Annotated in this window: 17 protein-coding genes; 4 read left to right on the top strand and 13 right to left on the bottom strand. The window is 66.8% G+C overall.

Features of this window, described 5'->3' with window-relative positions; all coding sequences use genetic code 11:
* Window positions 1-434: 434 nt before the first annotated feature.
* From hisH to ON44_RS11215, 6 genes are all read right to left on the bottom strand, one after another.
* Complete coding sequence (gene hisH, locus ON44_RS11240) at window positions 435-1,064, bottom strand: imidazole glycerol phosphate synthase subunit HisH (protein WP_373283148.1); 630 nt, start codon at window positions 1,062-1,064, stop codon at window positions 435-437.
* A gap of 2 nt (window positions 1,065-1,066) precedes the next feature.
* Window positions 1,067-1,681, bottom strand: a complete 615-nt coding sequence (gene hisB / locus ON44_RS11235; protein ID WP_040688866.1) for an imidazoleglycerol-phosphate dehydratase HisB — start codon at window positions 1,679-1,681, stop codon at window positions 1,067-1,069.
* A 23-nt stretch (window positions 1,682-1,704) separates the two neighbouring features.
* Entirely contained in the window at window positions 1,705-2,838 is a 1,134-nt protein-coding gene (locus tag ON44_RS11230; RefSeq protein WP_040688776.1) for a histidinol-phosphate transaminase, read from the bottom strand.
* Window positions 2,835-4,172: a histidinol dehydrogenase gene (gene hisD / locus ON44_RS11225; protein WP_040688774.1), complete on the bottom strand. Its 1,338-nt coding sequence runs from the start codon at window positions 4,170-4,172 to the stop codon at window positions 2,835-2,837. Before hisD ends, ON44_RS11230 begins: the two co-directional genes overlap by 4 nt.
* Window positions 4,173-4,361: 189 nt before the next feature.
* The gene (locus ON44_RS11220) at window positions 4,362-4,649 is read right to left on the bottom strand and encodes a putative quinol monooxygenase (protein WP_040688773.1); all 288 of its coding nucleotides are present in this window, start codon (window positions 4,647-4,649) and stop codon (window positions 4,362-4,364) included.
* Window positions 4,650-4,665: 16 nt separating this feature from the next.
* Complete coding sequence (locus tag ON44_RS11215) at window positions 4,666-5,706, bottom strand: aldo/keto reductase (RefSeq protein WP_040688772.1); 1,041 nt, start codon at window positions 5,704-5,706, stop codon at window positions 4,666-4,668.
* A 143-nt stretch (window positions 5,707-5,849) separates the two neighbouring features.
* On the opposite strand from ON44_RS11215, the gene ON44_RS11210 reads away from it, so the two are divergent.
* Window positions 5,850-6,707, top strand: a complete 858-nt coding sequence (locus tag ON44_RS11210; RefSeq protein WP_040688770.1) for a helix-turn-helix transcriptional regulator — start codon at window positions 5,850-5,852, stop codon at window positions 6,705-6,707.
* 22 nt (window positions 6,708-6,729) lie between these two features.
* On the opposite strand, the gene ON44_RS11205 is transcribed toward ON44_RS11210, so the two are convergent.
* The 5 genes from ON44_RS11205 to ON44_RS11185 form a co-directional block, all read right to left on the bottom strand.
* A complete protein-coding gene (locus ON44_RS11205) occupies window positions 6,730-8,385 on the bottom strand; it encodes a serine/threonine-protein kinase (protein WP_083897794.1) in 1,656 nt (551 codons plus the stop codon).
* Window positions 8,386-8,541: 156 nt separating this feature from the next.
* Window positions 8,542-10,284 (bottom strand): penicillin-binding transpeptidase domain-containing protein, encoded by a 1,743-nt coding sequence (locus ON44_RS11200; protein ID WP_051181881.1) that lies wholly within the window; start codon window positions 10,282-10,284, stop codon window positions 8,542-8,544.
* A 109-nt stretch (window positions 10,285-10,393) separates the two neighbouring features.
* Window positions 10,394-11,251 (bottom strand): arylamine N-acetyltransferase family protein, encoded by an 858-nt coding sequence (locus ON44_RS11195; RefSeq protein WP_040688768.1) that lies wholly within the window; start codon window positions 11,249-11,251, stop codon window positions 10,394-10,396.
* Between the two features lie 61 nt (window positions 11,252-11,312).
* Window positions 11,313-12,308 (bottom strand): alpha/beta hydrolase family protein, encoded by a 996-nt coding sequence (locus ON44_RS11190; RefSeq protein WP_040688767.1) that lies wholly within the window; start codon window positions 12,306-12,308, stop codon window positions 11,313-11,315.
* Window positions 12,309-12,328: 20 nt separating this feature from the next.
* Complete coding sequence (locus tag ON44_RS11185; RefSeq protein WP_051181880.1) at window positions 12,329-13,540, bottom strand: MFS transporter; 1,212 nt, start codon at window positions 13,538-13,540, stop codon at window positions 12,329-12,331.
* A 106-nt stretch (window positions 13,541-13,646) separates the two neighbouring features.
* Between ON44_RS11185 and ON44_RS11180 the strand changes: the two genes are divergently transcribed.
* From ON44_RS11180 to ON44_RS11170, 3 genes are all read left to right on the top strand, one after another.
* Window positions 13,647-13,982 carry an ArsR/SmtB family transcription factor gene (locus tag ON44_RS11180; protein ID WP_040688766.1) on the top strand — a complete coding sequence of 112 codons (336 nt, stop codon included), beginning with the start codon at window positions 13,647-13,649 and terminating at the stop codon, window positions 13,980-13,982.
* Between the two features lie 113 nt (window positions 13,983-14,095).
* Window positions 14,096-14,590, top strand: a complete 495-nt coding sequence (locus ON44_RS11175; protein ID WP_245567102.1) for a tellurite resistance TerB family protein — start codon at window positions 14,096-14,098, stop codon at window positions 14,588-14,590.
* 16 nt (window positions 14,591-14,606) lie between these two features.
* Window positions 14,607-15,785: a winged helix DNA-binding domain-containing protein gene (locus ON44_RS11170; protein WP_040688761.1), complete on the top strand. Its 1,179-nt coding sequence runs from the start codon at window positions 14,607-14,609 to the stop codon at window positions 15,783-15,785.
* Between the two features lie 3 nt (window positions 15,786-15,788).
* Here the strand turns inward: ON44_RS11170 and nadC are convergent, their stop codons facing one another.
* A complete protein-coding gene (gene nadC / locus ON44_RS11165) occupies window positions 15,789-16,649 on the bottom strand; it encodes a carboxylating nicotinate-nucleotide diphosphorylase (protein WP_040688759.1) in 861 nt (286 codons plus the stop codon).
* 41 nt (window positions 16,650-16,690) lie between these two features.
* Entirely contained in the window at window positions 16,691-18,445 is a 1,755-nt protein-coding gene (locus ON44_RS11160) for an L-aspartate oxidase (protein ID WP_040688756.1), read from the bottom strand.
* Between the last annotated feature and the right edge of the window lie 107 nt (window positions 18,446-18,552).

Here is an 18,552-nt window from a genome sequence, read left to right as displayed (position 1 = left end):
TTGAAACAACCCCATAAAGAGGCGAATCAGAAGAATTAACCAGAGTCCGAAAACCTTGGCAAAATCAAACGCCAGCAAAAGTATTTGCTGACAAAAATGTCCGACCCACCCAAACGGGGGTTTGAGGAGCCGGAACCAAATAAAACATTTGGCACTGACATTCATCGACACACTATTGAGTTCTCAAAGAACACACGCACACACATTCACTCCGGCGTTAATCCGGGGCTTCAGTGAGGCAACTTGGTGAAGCTTAGTCCAGCCGACCCCCGACGCAAAATCAGGATCCGTCCGAACCAGTGTGATCGTCAGGCGCTCCTCGTACTACCTCGTTTCCCAGGCCTTTCGGCTCCGGGTCGGTGTCCGTGTCGCTCTGACTTGGATAAAGTTACTTACCGGCGTGCACGATGTCAAATCGCCTGGCCAGCGGGTGTTTACAGCGAGTTCACCCAATTGCGGAGCAGCTGCGCGCCGGCATCACCGGACTTTTCGGGATGAAACTGCGTCGCCGACAGCGGACCGTTCTCGACGGCCGCCAGGAATGGGACCCCATGTTCGGCCCAAGTGAGCTTCGGCGATGCGAAGTGTTCACTCGGCGGCAGGTCCCAGGTCTGTGCGGCATAGGAGTGCACGAAATAGAAACGGGTCTCGCCGGCCATTCCGGCGAACAGGACACTGTCGGTAGGAGCCGACACCGTGTTCCAGCCCATGTGCGGCAGCACAGGTGCGGACAGGCGCTCGACCACACCCGGCCATTCCGCGCATCCCTCGGTTTCCACACCGAATTCCACCCCGCGCTCGAACAGGATCTGCATGCCGACGCAGATACCGAGTACCGGACGACCACCGGCCAGCCGCTGACCGATGATGCGCTCCCCTTTCACCTCACGCAGCCCGGCCATGCACGCGGCGAACGCACCGACGCCGGGGACGACGAGGCCATCGGCGGCCAGGGCGATATCGGCATCGGCGGTCACCTCGACGTTCGCGCCCGCGCGGATCAGCGCGCGGTTCGCGGAGTGCAGATTGCCGGAGCCGTAGTCGAGCAGAGCGACGGATTTCATTGTCACAGCGTCCCCTTCGTCGACGGCACACCACTCACCCGCGGATCCAGTTCGACGGCGGCGCGCAATGCCCGCGCGACCGCCTTGAATTCGGCCTCGGTGATGTGATGCTGGTCGCGGCCGTACAGCACGCGCACGTGCAGGGCGATACGGGCGTTCAGCGCGATCGACTCGAAAACGTGCCGGTTGAGCACTGTCGAATACGGGGCACCGGGTCCGGAACCGGGAATCACCGCGTGCAGCAGGTGATCGGGTTCGCCGGTGTGTACGCAGTACGGGCGGCCGGAGACGTCTACCGCAGCGTGCGCCATGGTCTCGTCCATCGGAATGAACGCGTCGCCGAAGCGACGGATGCCGGACTTGTCGCCCAGTGCCTTACCCAGCGCCTGGCCGAAGACGATGGCGGTGTCCTCGACGGTGTGGTGCGCCTCGATCTCGATATCGCCCTCGGCGCGCACCGTCAGATCGAAGCTGGCGTGTGCGCCGAGCGCGGTCAGCATGTGGTCGTAGAACGGGACACCGGTGGAGATGTCGGTCTTGCCGGTGCCATCGAGGTCCAACTCGACGACGATATTCGATTCCTTGGTGACGCGCTCCACCCGCGCGGTGCGATTCATCTTTGCTTCCTCCACAGGCGGATTCATCGGATGGTGAGGTCGGTATCGGCCAATGTGCCACTGACGCGCAGGAATTCGTCGTTCTCGGCGGCCAGACCGATGGTGGCGCGCAGATATCCCGGAATTCCGACGTCGCGGATCAACACGCCGCGGTCCAGGTAGTGCTGCCAGGCGCGGGGGGCGTCGGTGAAACGACCGAAGAGCAGGAAGTTGGCATCGCTGGGAATCACCTCGAAACCCATAGCGGCCAGCGCTTCCGCGACCCGGTCCCGCTGTGCCGCCAATTCGGCGACGCTGGCGAGGGTTTCGTCGGCGTGGCGCAGGGCCGCGCGGGCGGCGGCCTGGGTGACCACCGACAGGTGATACGGCAGTCGCACCAGCAGCATCGCGTCGATCACCGCCGGGGCGGCGACCAGATAGCCGAGGCGGCCGCCCGCGAAGGCGAAGGCCTTGCTCATGGTACGGCTGACCACGAGTTTCGTCGGATACCGGTCGATCAGGGCGATCGCGCTCGGCTCGGCGGAGAATTCGCCGTATGCCTCGTCGACGACCACGATGCCCGGTGCCGCGGCCAGGATCCGGGCCAGGTCAGCCTGCGGGATGCTGTGCCCGGTCGGGTTATTGGGGCTGGTCACGAAGACCACATCGGGTCGACGCTCGGCGATGACGGCGAGCGCGTAGTCGATATCGAGGGAGAAGTCGGCATTGCGCTTGGCCTCGACCCAGTGGGTATCGATGCCCTCGGAGATGATCGGGTGCATCGAGTACGACGGCACGAAACCCAGTGCGCTGCGGCCGGGGCCGCCGAAGGCCTGCAGCAGTTGCTGCAGGATCTCGTTGGAGCCGTTGGCCGCCCAGACATTGGCGGTGTTCACCGCGGTGCCGGTCTGGCGGGTCAGGTATTCGGCCAGGTCGGTGCGCAGGGCGACGGCGTCGCGGTCCGGGTAGCGGTGCAGATCGATGGCGGCGGCGCGAATGGATTCGGCGACGTCGTCGACGAGGGCCCGACTCGGCGGGTGCGGGTTCTCATTGGTGTTCAGCTGCACCGGCACCGTCAATTGTGGTGCGCCGTAAGGCTTTTTGCCGCGCAGATTCTCGCGCAGCGGCAGGTCGTCCAGGCTGACGCCGGAGCCGGGCACGGTGATCTCGGGGGTCATGCCAGTGCCTCGAATCGCGCTTGTACGGCCTGGCCGTGCGCGGGCAGGTCCTCGGCATTGGCCAGGGCAACCACGTGACCGGCGACATCTTTGAGTGCGGCCTCGGTGTATTCGACGACATGGATACCGCGCAGGAAGGTCTGCACGCTCAGGCCCGAGGAGTGCCGCGCGCAACCCGCCGTCGGGAGTACGTGATTGGAGCCCGCACAGTAGTCGCCCAGGCTGACCGGGGCATACGGACCGACGAAGATCGCGCCGGCACTGCGCACTCGGGCCGCGACCGCAGGCGCGTCGGCGGTCTGGATCTCCAGGTGTTCGGCGGCGTAGGCATTCACCACCCGCAGACCCTGCTCGATATCGTCGACGAGCACGGTGCCAGATTGCTTACCGGACAATGCCTCTCGCACCCGGTGCCCGTGCTTGACCACCGTCATCTGGGTGGTGAGCGCGGCGTCCACCGCATCGGCGAGTTCAACGCTGTCGGTGACGAGCACGCTGGCTGCGAGCACATCGTGTTCGGCTTGGCTGATCAGATCGGCGGCAACGTGGACCGGATCGGCGGTGGCATCGGCCAGGATCGCGATCTCGGTGGGCCCCGCCTCGGCATCGATGCCGACCAGGCCGCGGCACAGGCGCTTGGCGGCCGTCACGAAGATATTGCCGGGACCGGTGATCAGGTCGACCGGCTCGAGCTGCGCTCCATCGGTATCGATACCGCCGTAGGACAGCAGCGCGATGGCTTGCGCACCGCCGACGGCCCACACTTCCTCGACCCCGAGCAGCTTCGCGGCCGCCAGGATGGTCGGGTGCGGCAGCCCGCCGTGCTGCGCCTGCGGCGGCGAGGCCACCACCAGCGAGTCGACACCGGCCGCCTGCGCGGGCACCACATTCATCACGACGCTCGATGGGTAGACGGCATTCCCGCCGGGTACGTAGAGCCCCACCCGCTCGACCGGAACCCACCGCTCGGTGACCGTGCCGCCGGGCACGACCTCGGTGGTGGTATCGGTGCGTCGCTGATCTGCGTGCACCTTGCGGGTCCGTTCGATCGCGACCTCGAGTGCATTCCGCACAGCCGGATCCAACTTTTCCAATGCGGCTTCCAACTCGGCTGCGGGCACCCGCACGCTCGCCGGAATCACGCCGTCGAACTGCTCGCTGAACTCCAGCGCCGCCGCGACCCCGCGATCCCGGATCGCCTCCACCACCGGTCGCACCTGATGCAGCACCGAGTCCACGTCGACTCCCCCGCGCGGCAGCGCGGTGCGCAGCTCGGCAGCGGAGGGAGTACGGCCGCGCAGATCAACGCGGGCGAGCTCGATGCGGGATGTCATGAGGTCTGCGATCCTGTCTGTCCTGATCCATGGACGCCGTGCCCGACGCCGAGCGGTCGGTATCCTCCGCTCCGCTCCAGCTACCAGCCTATCGGTCCGGTGCCACCCGTTATCCGCTGCGGTCGCCGGATGTGGCGCGGAGTACGGCCGCCTGCCCCGGTCCGACAGTGGACCGGGGCGCGACGGGTGTCAGGCCGAGACGAGGCGCTTGATGATCATCGGTTCGGCGAGGATCTGGTCGAGTACGTCGCGCACATGGAAGAAATGTGGCGTCGTGAAATGTTCGTCGAGGGCTTCGGGAGTGGTCCACTCCTCGACGAGCACCATGTGGGAAGGGTCGTTGGGGTCGGTGTAAGGGTGGTAGGTCAGGCAGCCGGGCTCGGCGAGGGACGGTTCGATCATTGCCTCGAGTGCCGTGCGTAGGCGGTCTTCGCGGCCCGAGTTGGCGCGGAATTCGGCGACAACGTGCAGTGTCATGGTGGTTCCTCAGAAATTACGCGCGGGCGGGGCCGGTGCCCGCGCCGGTGGTGGTGATAGCGGTCTCGATTGCGGCGAGATCCTCGGTGCTGAGCGCCAGGTCACGAGCACCGAGCCAGCCGTCGATCTGGGTGACGTTACGTGCGCCGACGATCGCGCCGGTGATGCCGGGCCATGCGGTCGCCCAGGCCAGGGCCACCTCGGCAACGGTCACGCCATGGCGGGCCGCGATCGGGCGCATGGCTTCGACGAGGGCGAGCTTGGCGGACAGGCCGGTGGTGAAGTCCGGATGCGAACCGCGCCAGTCCTCGTCGGGCAGATTGCGCAGGCGCTCCTCGGTGAATGTGCCGGTGAGCAGGCCCGATTGCAGTGGTGAATAGACGATCACGCCGGTGCCGTTCTCGTGTGCCCAAGCGATATCGGCCGCGGCCGAGCGGTTGATCGCCGAGAACGGCGGCTGGATCGCATCGACATGGGCGATGGATTCGGCGACCGCCAGTTGGGCCGCGTCGTGGTTGGACAGGCCGATCGCACGGACCTTGCCTTCCTTCTTCAGATCGGCCATGACCTGCCAGTACTCCTCGAGCGGAGTCGCCTGGTCATCGGCCTCACCCTCGGCGCCATAGACGAACACCGCACCGGTGTCCGGCCAGTGCACCAGATAGAGGTCGATCTGCTCGGCGCGCAGCCGACGCAGCGAATCCTCGATTTCCTTGCGCACCACATCGGGCCGCATGATCCGCCGCGGCGGGCCGGCACGGTCGTCGCCTTCTTCCCAGATCAGGCCGGTTTTGGTGAAGAGATAGGGCCGCTCGGCTTCCGGGATGCCGGCGAGCGCGCGCCCGGCCACATCCTCGGCGTGGCCGACGCCGTAGGCGGCTGCGGTATCAATCCAGTTGATTCCGGCCTGCACTGCGTGCCGAATGGCGGCGATCGATTCGGCGTCATCGGTGGCACCCCATGAGTACTGCCAACCGGATCCGCCGAAGATCCAGGTGCCGAAGCCGAGCGGGGTGATGTCCATGCCGGTGTTACCGAGGGGGCGGGTGTTGCTCATCGTGTCCGTCTCCGTTCACTGCCGGAACCGTTCCGGCGGTGATCACTACTTTCGGCGCGGACGGCAGCGGTAAACAGCGCCGCGCGAGCCTGGGCACGGCATGACCAGGATGCGCCCCGGCAACCGGCTGGATACTGGATGACGTGAGTCTGGATCGACGTGCCGAACTCGGCGAATTCCTGCGTTCCCGGCGGGCGCGGCTGAGCCCGGAGGAGGTCGGCCTGCCCGATTACGGCAGCCGCCGCCGGGTGCCCGGTCTGCGACGCGAGGAGTTGGCCATGGTGGCCGGGGTCAGTGTCGATCACTATGTGCGTCTGGAACAGGGCCGCACCCTGCACTTTTCGGAGTCGGTGCTGGATGCCGTCGCGCAGGCGCTGCGGCTGAATCCGGTGGAACGCGAACATCTGTATCGGCTGGCGCGGCCGTGGTCCGGCGAGGAGCCTCCGACCGAACAGGAAGTCCGTCCCGGATTGCGCAGACTGCTCGACGCGGCCGCCGACGTACCCGCCTACATCGTGGGCCGCGGCACCAATGTGCTCGCCTGGAATTCCCTTGCCGCCGCGCTCATTACCGATTTCGGCGCACTCCCGCCCCGCGAGCGCAATCTGGCCCGATTGGTCTTCCTCGACGAGGGGATGCGGGAGCTGTACGAGGATTGGGCGGCCAAGGCCGCCGATGTCGTCGCGTATCTGCGCCTGGATATGGCGCGCAATCCCGGCGATGCCGGAATCGCTTCGCTCATCGAGGAATTGAGCGCGAACTCCGTCGATTTCCGCACCATGTGGCAGCGTCACGAACTCAAGGACAAGACGCACGGACGGTACATATATCTGCACCCGGTTGTCGGCCGACTAGATCTGGGCTTCGAAACCTTGCGCCTGCCCGACGATCCGGATCAGGGGCTGATCATGCACACCACCGAAGCGGATTCGCCGAGCGCCACCGCCCTTGCGCTGCTGGCGAATTGGGCGCAGACCTCGGTGCGATCCGTTGCCCGATAGGGCACCGCACCCGCTGCCGTGACTAGCGCGCGTCGCCGCTGCGGGTGTCGCTGTCGATGAGTGGGGCGCCGCTGCCAGGGTTGATCAACCGCAGCGTCACCGACCTGTTCTGGCCCGCATAGGTCACGCTGGCCACATTGATTTCCACCGAACCGTCTGAGTTGGTGCCTGTACCACCACCGGCCGCATCAACAGTGTTGAAGCCCGTGACCCGATTCTGCGTCCAGTAATCCTGGAAGGCTGACTGACTGCCGTAGACCCGCTGGGCAGCGGGAGTCAACTGTTTCCATGCGGCCGCGAAATTCAGATAGGTGAGGTTGTTGTAGAAGTCCACCACTTGATCGATGGATTGTCGCGAGTCTGCCGGGCCGACGCTCTTCGTTTGCCCCGGCGAGCCCACGGCGGCCGTGGACGTGGTGCCCTTCGATGCGGACGACGAGGGCGGACTCGCTTGCACCGACGGCGTATTGGAGCCCGACTGATTCAGCGCACCGATCAGGATGGCCACGACGGCCACCACCGCACCGATGGTCGCACCGACCAAGACGGCCTTGCGCTTACCACCGGACTTGCGCGGCACCGGACGAGGCTGTGTCGCCGTCCGTGGATGCGCGGCGGTTCTCGGGTGCGACGCACCACCGGAGTTGTTGGAGCGGGTGGAATTTCGCTGCGGCGGCGCCGGACGTGGCTGCCGCGCCGTCGGCTCGTGCTCCGGCGTCGAATTCGCGGGTTGCCGCAGTGCACGGGTCGCGGATTCGCCGCGCCGACCGAAAGCCTCACTGGCCGGGACGAATCCGGCGGTCACCGATCCGGAATCGGCGAGCGCGGAAAGATGTTCGCGGGCCGCACGCATGGTCGGCCGGTCGGCGGGATCCGGGCTGAGCAGATCCAGCAGGAAATCGGTTGCGGGGCCGGCGTGCCGAGGTTCGCTCACCTGGCCGTTCGCCGCGGCGTAGAGCACGGCGAGCGGGTTGGCACTGGCACCGTACGGCGGTTCGCCCTCGAGAGCGTGGAAAAGCGTTGCACCCAAGGCGAATACGTCGGCGGCCGGTGTCGGGTCGGCGCCGCGCGCGACCTCCGGCGCGAGGTAGGCGGCGGTACCGCAGATCAGACCGGTCTCGGTGAGGGTGACGTCGCCGGTGGCGCGGGAGATGCCGAAGTCGGTGATCTTCACCGTGCCGGTGTCGTCGAGCAGGATATTGCCCGGTTTGACATCGCGGTGCACGATTCCGGCGTGATGTGCGGCGATGAGCGCCGAGGCGACCTGTTCGCCGATCCGCGCGACCTGAGTCAGCGGCAGCATCCCCTGCCCGGAGATCACTCCCGCCAAACTCTTCGACTTCAGATACTCCATCACCAGGCACGGGTCGCCGTTGTGCTCGGTGATATCGAAGACCACGATCGCATTCGGATGCTGGAAGCGCGCCGCATTGCGGGCCTCACGGATCGCGCGCTGTCGCACCACATCGCGCTCGGCTTCGGGCAGGCTGGGCTTGATGTGGATCTGCTTCACCGCGACCGAGCGTTGCAGGCGTTCGTCGATCGCACGCCAAACCACACCCGTGCCGCCGCTACCAATCCGCTCGACCAGGCGGTAGTGCTCCGCGATCAATTGACCGGTATCGATGGCGCCTACTCCGAACCTTCTCGAAATCGTGACATCACGCGTATTGACCATCAACGCGTTCTGCCGACGAGTGTAGCGGGGCGTAATCCACGGCACGCGGCTGCGGGGGTATATTCCTCGCCCACACGCGCCGAACGCTGATGCCGTGCTGATTCGACAGTGCTCACCCACCCCGTCGGCTCCGCCGACTACCGTCCGAAGTGTCGCTCAATGTCGTGCACGCAGCATACGGCCCGCGGCTTCCACGGCCGGACCCGAGCTGTTCGCATCGCTGACGAATACGGCGAAGGCCAGGTCACCGTCGATGCCGACGAACCAGCCGTGGGCGTGCTTGTCATCGATGTACTCGGCGGTGCCGGTCTTGCCGATCAGGCCCGGAATATCGCGCAGTGCGGTGGCGGTGCCGCCGGTAATGGTCTCGCGCATCATGGTTTTCAGCTGTTCGTCGGTGGTCGGCGGCAGCGGCGCCGGGGTGTGATCGGCCACGCCGGGCTGCCCGTCGACGACCATCGGCAGCGGCATCGATCCGCGCGCGATGGATGCGGCGACCAGCGCCATACCGAACGGTGAGGCCGTCACCTTGCCCTGGCCGATGCCGGACTCCACACGCAGCGCCGGGGTGTCCGCGGTCGGCACCTTGCCGGTGACGGTGGTCAGACCGGGTGTGACGAAGTCGATGCCGAGGCCGAGTTGTGCCGCGGCATCGGTCAGGCCGTTCGGTGCGAGATTCACCGCGAGTTGGCCCATGGTGGTGTTGCAGGACTGGGCGAAGGCGGTGTGCAGCGGGACATTGCCGAGGTCGAAGTTGTTGTCGTTGGGGATGCGGCGGCCCTCGATATTCGCGGTGGCCGGGCACGGCAGCACGGTGTCGGGTGTCACAGCGCCGGATTGCAGAGCGGCCGAGACAGTGACGGTCTTGAAAGTCGAACCCGGCGGATACAGGCCGGTGAGCGCGATCGGTCCCTGGGCGTCGGCGGCCGCGTTCTGCGCGACGGCGAGCACCTTTCCGGTGGAAGGTTGCATTGCGACGATCGCGGCCGGCTGGGCGATCGGCGTCAATGCGCTCTCCGCGTAGCGCAGCAGATCGGTGTCGAGTGTGGTCACGACATCCGTGGTGGGTTTCGGATCCTGACCGGCGACGCGTTCGGTGCCGTCGGCGGTCTGCGCCCGCACCGCCCAGCCTGCCGCCGCGTCGGCGGAGCGCTGCCACAGGTCGGCGAGACCGGACAGCACCGGTGACGCGAGGGATTTGTCGGTGGCGAGCAGGCGGGTCTGCGGCGCGAGGGTGACGCCAGGGACTGCGGCCAGCGCCGTTTGGATCGGGGCGATATCGGCGTCGCGCAGGGTGACCGCCGTGATCGACTTGCCCTGCGCCGCAGCCAGATCCGATTGCAGCGACTGCGCGGTGATGTCGGCGGCGACGGGGGCGAGCACCGCGGCGAGCGCGGCGGTATCGGCGCCGGGGGCGACGTTCACCAGGGTGACCACCTGCTCGGTCATCAACTCACCGCCCGATGACTCCAGAACGCGCGCGGGCTTCGAATAGGTGGTGGCGTAGCTCAGCGGACCGAGAGCGAGACCGGGTGCGATGGCATTGGGATCCCATTTGATCTTCCAGCCGTCGCCGGAATCGCTGGCGGAACCGTTGGTGGTGTAGCTCCACTCGTTATTGCCGAACTTCCAGGTGGCGGCGAGGGTGAAGGAGTTCTTATCGACGCCGCGGACCTCGAATTTCACATCCTTGCCGAGTCCGTCGTAGAGCTTGCCCAGCGCGTCCGAGGCCTTGGTCGGATCGTCGGTGAGTGCGGCGGCCGCGGCGGTATCGTCCCGGCTGAGCGCATCGGCGAACTGCCCGGCGACGGTGTCGGGCTGGTCTGGCCCTGAGCTGCAACCACTCAGGGCCAAGGCGGTGGCTGCGAACAGAACGAGAGAATTCCGGTTGGCACGCACCCGGCCGACTGTAGTGGCCGATAGCGACGAGGTCAGGTAGCCCGCACGGAGGAATCCGCACCTCCTGTCGCGATCCAGGTGGACCGCAACGGGTACGACTATGCGGATTTCAGGCGAGCCAGGGCCCTTGGGCGAGGGCAGCGGCATCGGGTTCGGACAGCTCGATATCGAAGACCTCGGTGAGGATTTTCGGAAGTTCGGCGAGTTCGAGTTCGCGCGTTTCGCTGGTGCCGTTCGGATATTCGGTGATGAGGGTGAGGTTGTCCAGGACGTAGTGGACGTCCGGGAGGAAGCGCTGCACGAACGGCCGGGCAGTGAACGGCGAGCGCGGCGAGGTGGAGACGAAGTGGTTGCCTACCGCGAAATCGATGCGGTACTGCGGATTCAGCGTGAAGGTGTACCTGTCGATCCAGCCGTCGCGGCCGAATTGGTGCAACACCCAGAGGTCGGTGTCGAGTTCGCCGGTGGTGTGTTCGAGCCGGAAGCGCCACTCGCCGAGCGTGAATTCGCCGCCCTCGACCAGTTCATACGGCGCGAGCGGTCCGGAGCCGAAGCCGACATCGCAGATCCAGACGCGATCGTCATCGCCGGTGGTGACGCGCAGCAGGGCGTGCGTGGCCGGGCGCAGACCGTCGGATACCCCCATGGTGACCCGGCCGCTGAGACCGGTCACCCCGAAGCCGAGCCGTTCCAGCGCGGCGGCGAACAGGCCGACGTTTTCGTAGCAGTAGCCGCCGCGCCGGTGCCGGATCAACTTGTCCTGCAACGATTCCAGATCCAGCGGAACGGGGCGGCCGAGAATGGACTCCAGATTCTCGAACGGGATCGTGGTGGTGTGCGCGTAGACGAGGGCGCGCAGGGTGGCCGGCGTCGGGGTGCGGTCGCCGGTGTAGCCGATGCGTGCCAGATACGCGTCGAGGTCCAATTCCGCGCCGTTCCAGTGGTACGCGGGGTCATTCGGCTTCATTGCACCTCTCCTTGTATCCGGTTCTGCCCGAATGAACCACACCGCACCGACAGGTGTTCCCTCACGCGGCGCATTTGGCATTCGGCGGAGCCGCGGGGGCGATGACGGTACCGCGAGCGACGTCGACCAGATAGTCGCGGTCTGGTCCGTCGACGGGTTCGGTGCCGAGGAGCAGACGTTCGACGACGCAACCGCCCTCGAAGTACGCGGGACCGACGCTGTGATCGCCCGGGACCACGGCGCCGTTCAGGTCGCGACCGGTGACGATCGTGTACATCGAGGTGGATTTGCCCGCGGCGAGCAGGCCGGCTCGCATTTCCAGGGTCGCCGGGTACGGCACCACATCGTCACCGGTACCGTGGATGAGGAAGGCGCGTTTCATGCTCATCCGGGCGGCAAGGAAAACGGGCGACCGTTCGGCATAGGCCTGCGGGCAGACCGTCGGGGCGCAGCCGCCCGCATCGCGTTCGATCTGACCGGGCAGTGCGGGATCGACGCCCGCCGACGCGAGCCACATGGTGAAATCGTCCGCGGGGCCGTAATTGTCGATCCAGTAGTCGAAGAGTCCCTGCGGACCGTGCGCCACCGCGAGTCCGCTCATGGTGCCGCCCTGACTCCAGCCCCACAGCACGGTGCGGCCGATCGTCGGGTGCTCGTTCTTGTACCACTGGGTGGCGGTGACGATATCGCGCTGGCCCGCCCACAGATTCCAGTCGCCGGCCCGCCAGACACTGGTCGCGCTGCGGGCGTCCATGGACAGGATGGGAGTCGCGGTGCGGCGGGCGATCGAGGTCAGGTACCCGGCGTAGTCGGCGGAGGTGCCGTCGTGGCCGTGGACCGCGACGACCAGATCGCGCGGTGTCAGATCGCCCGCGGCGCAGCGATACGGTTCGTATACCCGGCCGGTGGCGTCCTCGCCGTCCACCGTCAGCGTTACCGGCCGCACGTCAACTTGGACCGCGCATTCCGGATCGGCCGAAACGGGCGGTGCGACAAAGCTTGTCGTCGACACCGCGGCGAACAGCGCACAGCCGAGCGTCAGCAATAGGTGTCTCATCTTGGAATGATGACATGCGGCTATCGCCGTCCTGTCGCGGTGGCGGGGCGAGTCGCTACGAACACCGCGCCGAGCACCGCGGACGCACCGACAATGCCTGCGAAAGTTGTCGCGCTCGCGGGCAAACCGACTGCGTCACCGAGGAATCCGGCCGACAGCGGGAGCAACGCGGCGGGCAGGTAGCCGCCGACATTCTGAGCGGCATTGGCCTCGGCGAGCCGATCGCCCGGCACACTCGCGCTGATGGCCGTGAGACCGCCGAATTGGCCCATGCCCTGACCGATGCCCGCGAGGATCGCGGCGGCGGCGAAGAAAGCGATCGATGTCAGCCGCAGCGCCGACACCAGGGTGATCATGCTGAGCAGGGTGGCCGCCGTGCCGCCCAGCAGAATAGTGCGCAAGCGCAGGCGGCGCACCGCGAATTGGATACCGGTGGCGCCGAGGAACATGACAAAGGCGAGGCCGCCCGCGAGCACTCGGTTGGTTGCCCCCAACAGGTTCGACAGCAGTGAAGGGCCGAGCGAGAGCACGAATGATGTCGCGGTTATGCCCGGGGCGAATACCGCGATGCCGAGTAGTACGGCGATGCATCCGCCGGGGGCGACCGCGGGGATACGGATCCATGGACCGCGCCCGCGCGCAACCTTGGGCAGGTCGAGCCGCGCTATGACGGCGAAAGCCGAAGCGAGTAAGACGATTTCGACGACGAAGATGGTGACGGTCGGGCCGGGAACGAGCTGTGACAGCAGGCCCGCCAGCAATGGACCGAAGCCCGCGCCGAGCACCATGGTCGATGAGGCCGCGAGCGCGGCAAGGCGTTTGCGCTCCGGGCCGCCGATATCGGTCACCGCCGCCATACCCGCCGAAACGGCCGCGCCGACAGCTATTCCGGTGAGCAGGCGCGCGATCGCCAGCATCGCAACCGAATTCGCGGTGGCGAAGAGTACGCAGGCGAGCATCGCGAGGATCACCGCGGGCAGCAGCACGGGCTTGCGGCCGACGCGGTCGGAGACCACACCTGCGACCAGCAGCGCGCCGAGCAAGCCGACTATGTAACAGGCGAATACGGCGGTCAACGTGCCCGAGGAGAAGCCGAGTCGGTGCTGCCACACGACATACAGCGGGGTCGGCGCATTCGAGAGCACGAAGACCGCGAGCACCGGCCAAGCCGCCAGCCATACCGCGCCATCGCGGCGCACCTCGGTTTCCTGTTTCACCGCGAGTGTCGTCATCCCGGCCTCCTAGTTCGAAATTTCTCGTACTGGTACGACGGAGATCGAACTTAGCACCTAGTACGATTCAAGTCGAACTAAGAAATCACGATCCGCAGGAGAACCGATGTCATCGACCGAGACCGTCGCGACCACGCTGCCCGAGCCGACGCGCGCCGAGCTGCGGCTCGAAGATGTGCTCGGCGTGCTCAGCGATCCGCTGCGGCTGGGTATGGTGCGGAAACTGCTGCTCGAATCCCCCGACACCGATCGCTCCTGCGGCTGGTTCGAGATCGATCGGCCGAAATCGACACTGACGCACCACTTCCGAGTGTTGCGCGAGGCCGGTGTCACCCGTCAGCGGCAGTACGGGTTGGAGCGGCGCAGCCGGGTGCGGATCGAGGACCTCGACGCCCGCTTTCCCGGACTGCTCGATCTGGTTCGTGCCTGGCAGCCGGTGTAATTCGGCGGTGTTTCGGGGGCACGCGTGTCCCGATGGGTTCTGCTACGGTGCGCGATAGTCGATCCAGAGTTCGGGGCCCGTCTGCCGTCCGAACCTCGTTCCGGGGAGTTTCCATGGCCTTCTTGAACCGTCTCATCAGCAATGCGACCAATATCAGTCGCCTGATGGATCTGATGGATAAGGCCCCGCAGTGGCGAGCGCAGTTGCTGGCCAAGAAGAACGAGCTGCGCGGCGGCACGTTCCGGGATGCGAGCATGGGCATGTGCGCACTCGTCGCGGCGGCCGACGGCACCATCGATCCGGCCGAGCGCATGCGGGTGGCCGGACTCATCGGCTCCGATCCGGTGCTGCAGAACTTCCCGACCGATGAATTGCGCGACCTGTTCGAGGACAACTGCAACCGGCTGGTCGCCGATCCGGCATTCGGGCGGGCACATGTGCTGCAGCAGATCGGCAAGGCGGCGGGTAAGCCGACCGAGGCGCATGCGGTCGTCCAGATCGGCATCATGATCGGCAATGCGGACGGGAATTTCGATCAGAACGAGATCGCGGCGATACGGGAAGCATGCCAGGCGCTGGGGGTGGATCCGCAGCAGTTCGGGATCTGACCGCTAATATTCGCATATGCGTTCGATTGATGTAGCGGAGCGGCGGGCCCGGCTGGCGCGGCGGCATCGGCTGACACAGGCATGTCGCACCGATGACGTTGCCGATATCGTCCGATCCCTCGTCGTCCTGCATGCGACCGATCCGGCGACGGTATACCTGTCGGTTGGCGCACGCAGTCTCACCGCTGAGCCCGCACATGTCGAAAAAGCGCTGTACGACGATCGGACACTGCTGCGCCTGCTGGCCATGCGGCGCACGATGTTCATCGCGCCGGTCGAACTGCTGCCGGTATTGCAGGCGTCGTGCGCGGATGCGTTGGCGGAGAAGCAACGTCGCACCTACGGCAGATTCATCGAGCAGGCCGGTGTGGTCGACGGGGATGTGCGCGCGTGGCTGGCCGATGTCGAAGACGAAACACACAAGGCGCTATTGGCGCGCGGGGCGGCGACCGGCGCACAGTTGAGCAAGGACGTACCTCGGCTGCGCACGCAGGTCGATCCCGCTCCAGACAAGGCATATTCGCGTCCCAACAGCATCACCACCTGGGTGCTCGTGATCCTCGGGGTGGAGGGGCGCATCGTGCGCGGCCGGCCGAACGGCAGTTGGACGAGCAGCCAATACACCTGGGCGCCGATAGAAGCCTGGCTGCCGCAAGGCGTTCCGACCATGCCCGCCGATGCGGCACGCGCCGAACTCGTCCGGCAGTGGCTCTACGCCTTCGGCCCCGCACCCGTCACCGATATCAAGTGGTGGACCGGCTGGACCCTGACCGAGGTTCGCAAGGCCCTCGCCCAACTCGATGTGGTGGAGGTCGATCTCGACGGCACCACCGGTCTGCTACTCGCCGACGACCAGGACCCGACCCCCGAGTCCGAGCCCTGGGCCGCCCTACTCCCGGCCCTCGACCCCACTCCCATGGGCTGGCAGTCCCGCGACTGGTACCTCGGCCCCCACGCTTCAACCCTCTTCGACCGCAACGGAAACGTCGGTCCCACCATCTGGTGGAACGGGCGCATAGTCGGCGGCTGGGCCCAGCGCAAAGACGGCGAAATCGTCTACCGCCTACTGGAAGACATCGGCTCCGAAGCCGAATCTCTCGTCGAAGCCGAAGCCGCCCGCATCGCCACCTGGTACGGCGAAGTTCGCGCCATCCCCCGATTCCGCACGCCGTTGGAGCGTGAACTCACCGCCTGACGGTTACATGTCCAGGCCGAGGTCGAGGACGCGCACCGAGTGGGTCAGGGCGCCGACGGCCAGGTAGTCGACGCCGGTGCGGGCGTAGTCGGCGGCGTCGGCGAGGGTCAGGCCGCCGGAGGATTCGAGTTTGGTGGTGGGGGCCTGGGCGTTGCGGCGTTGGACGGCGGCTTGGGTTTGCCAGAGGGGGAAGTTGTCGAGCAGGACCAGTTCGACGTGTTCGGCCAGGACGGCATCGAGTTGTTCGAGGCTGTCCACTTCGACCTCGCAGGCGATATCGGGGGCCAGCTCGCGCACCGCACGGAGGGCGGCGACCACCGAACCGGCGGCTACCACGTGATTGTCCTTGATCAGAGCGGCATCGCCGAGGCCCATGCGGTGGTTGACGCCACCGCCGACGCGGACCGCGTATTTCTGCAGGGCACGCAGGCCGGGCAGGGTTTTGCGGCTGTCGCGGATGCGGCAATCGGTGCCCGCGACCTCGTCGACCCAGGCGGCGGTCGCGGTCGCGATGCCGGACAGGTGACAGACCAGGTTGAGCATGGTGCGTTCGGCGGTGAGCAGACCGCGGGTCGGCGCGACCAGCCCGAGCACGGAGTGGCCCGGCTCGACCCGGGTGCCATCGGCGACGCGATCGGTGATTTCGTAATTGCCCGCACCGATTACCTCGTCGAGCACGAGCAGACCGATGTCGAGCCCGGCCACCGTGCCCGGCTGACGCGAAACCACCGATGCCTTCACGGCCGCATCGGCGGGAACCGTTGCCGCCGTGGTGATATCGGGGCCGTAGCGCAGATCCTCGTGCAGTGCGGTGCGAATCAGGGCCAGCACCTCGTCACGATCCAGGCCGGTATCCAGTCCCATCAGTGCACTCCTCGTCCTACTGTTCTCGTGCATTGCCGCGGTCATGAGGCGCTGGGGATGGCGTCCTGGGTCCAGGTGGTGAGGTCGAGGCCGTCGGGGGCGGGGACGGGGTGACCTTCTGGGCCCAGACGTACTGCGCGACTGCGGCGTTGGTTGTCGTCGGGGGTCGGGTGGTCGGAGCGGGTGTGCGAGCCGCGACTTTCGGTGCGGGCTGCCGCAGACAGCAGGAGCACCTGTGCCGTGAGGGTGAGGGCCGCGTCCTCGAACGCGGTGATGCGTTGTGCCGCAGCCGCAACGTTGAGGTCTTCGGTGTCGTGCGACGCCGCACCGGTATGCACCGCCGCGCTGCTGTTCGGTGCGCCGTCGAGCGCCGAGAGCTCGATCGGCGCACCCGTCAATCGCTGTTTGGCAGTGGTCAACTCGGCACGCAAGCGACTTGCCGCGCTGTGCGACACCGCATCTCGCAACCGCACGGCCGCCTCCGCCAGTCCGGCGGCATCGCGAACCACGGAGGCATGCAACGTCATCGACTGCTGCACCAAGGCTCGGGCGGCGCGCGGAATGGTGTGGAAGGACACGTCCGTCACATGTGCTTCCTCACCGAGGCGTTCGGCAGCGGCAACCCCGGCCCGCTCACCGACCACCAACCCCTCGAGCAGACTGTTCGAGGCGAGCCGGTTGGCGCCGTGCAGCCCGGTACGCGCCACCTCACCCGCGGCATACAGACCGGGAACGGCGGTCCGGCCGTGCGTGTCGGTCACGACCCCGCCGCATTGATAGTGCGCGGCGGGTGCGACCGGAATGAGATCGGTATGCGGGTCGATCCCGGCGGCCAGGCAGGATGCGGTGATCGTCGGGAAACGTTGTGGGAAGCTGTCGATCGCTCGGGCGTCGAGGTAGACGTGATCGGTGCCGAGGGCACGCATCCGTGCGGCGATCGCACGCGACACCACATCGCGCGGTGCCAGATCACCACGCGGGTGCACCCCCGCGGTCACCGAATTCCCTTCGGAATCGACCAGTATCGCGCCTTCGCCGCGGACCGCCTCGCTGATCAACGGGCGTCTGCCGAGTCCACCGGGGGTATAGAGCACCGTCGGATGGAACTGCACGAATTCGAGATCGGCCACCGTGGCACCGGCCCAGAGCGCCAGCGCGATGCCGTCGGCGGTCGCACCCGGCGGATTCGTGCTCAGCGCGTACAGCTGACCGAGCCCGCCCGTGGCCAGCAGCACCGCCGGTGCGTGCACGACCCCGAATCCGTTCTCCGACACCGCGATCACACCCTGCACACCGGCCCGCCCGGTGACAACCTCCAGTGCCGCGGCGCCGAACAGGACCGGCAACCCGGCCGCGTTCAGTGCGCGCTGCACCTCCGCGCCGGTGGCGTCACCTCCGGCATGGATGATCCGCCGCGTGCTGTGACCGCCCTCGCGGGTGCGCGAGATCTGGCCGTCCCGAGCGAGATCGAAGACCGCACCCAGATCGGTCAGTGCGGCGACGGCGGCCTGGCCACCTTCGACGATCGACCGCACCGACGCCTCGTCACACAGTCCGGCACCGGCCTCGACCGTGTCGCGCATATGCGATTCCACCGAATCCTCATGCGGCGCAACGACGGCGATACCGCCTTGGGCGTACTGGGTTGCGGTATCCGTCGGGCCGCCCTTGCTGAGGATGAGCACCCGCAGCCCGCGCAGCGATGCCGTTCGTGCCGCGGTCAACCCGGCGACGCCTCCGCCGATCACGACCAGATCGGCGGCGGCTTCCCAGTCGATCCGCGGCGCGGTACTCATGCGCCCCTGCCCTTCTCGACCTGGTCGGCAGCGGTATCGCTACCGGCCACCCCGGCGATCATTCCGCACCGCCACTCCGGACGAGCGCACATGTCGCGCTCTGCTCG

This window comes from Nocardia vinacea NBRC 16497 (assembly GCF_000308835.1).
In the GTDB taxonomy this organism is placed as follows: domain Bacteria; phylum Actinomycetota; class Actinomycetes; order Mycobacteriales; family Mycobacteriaceae; genus Nocardia; species Nocardia vinacea.
This window is presented reverse-complemented; position numbering and strand designations above follow the sequence as displayed.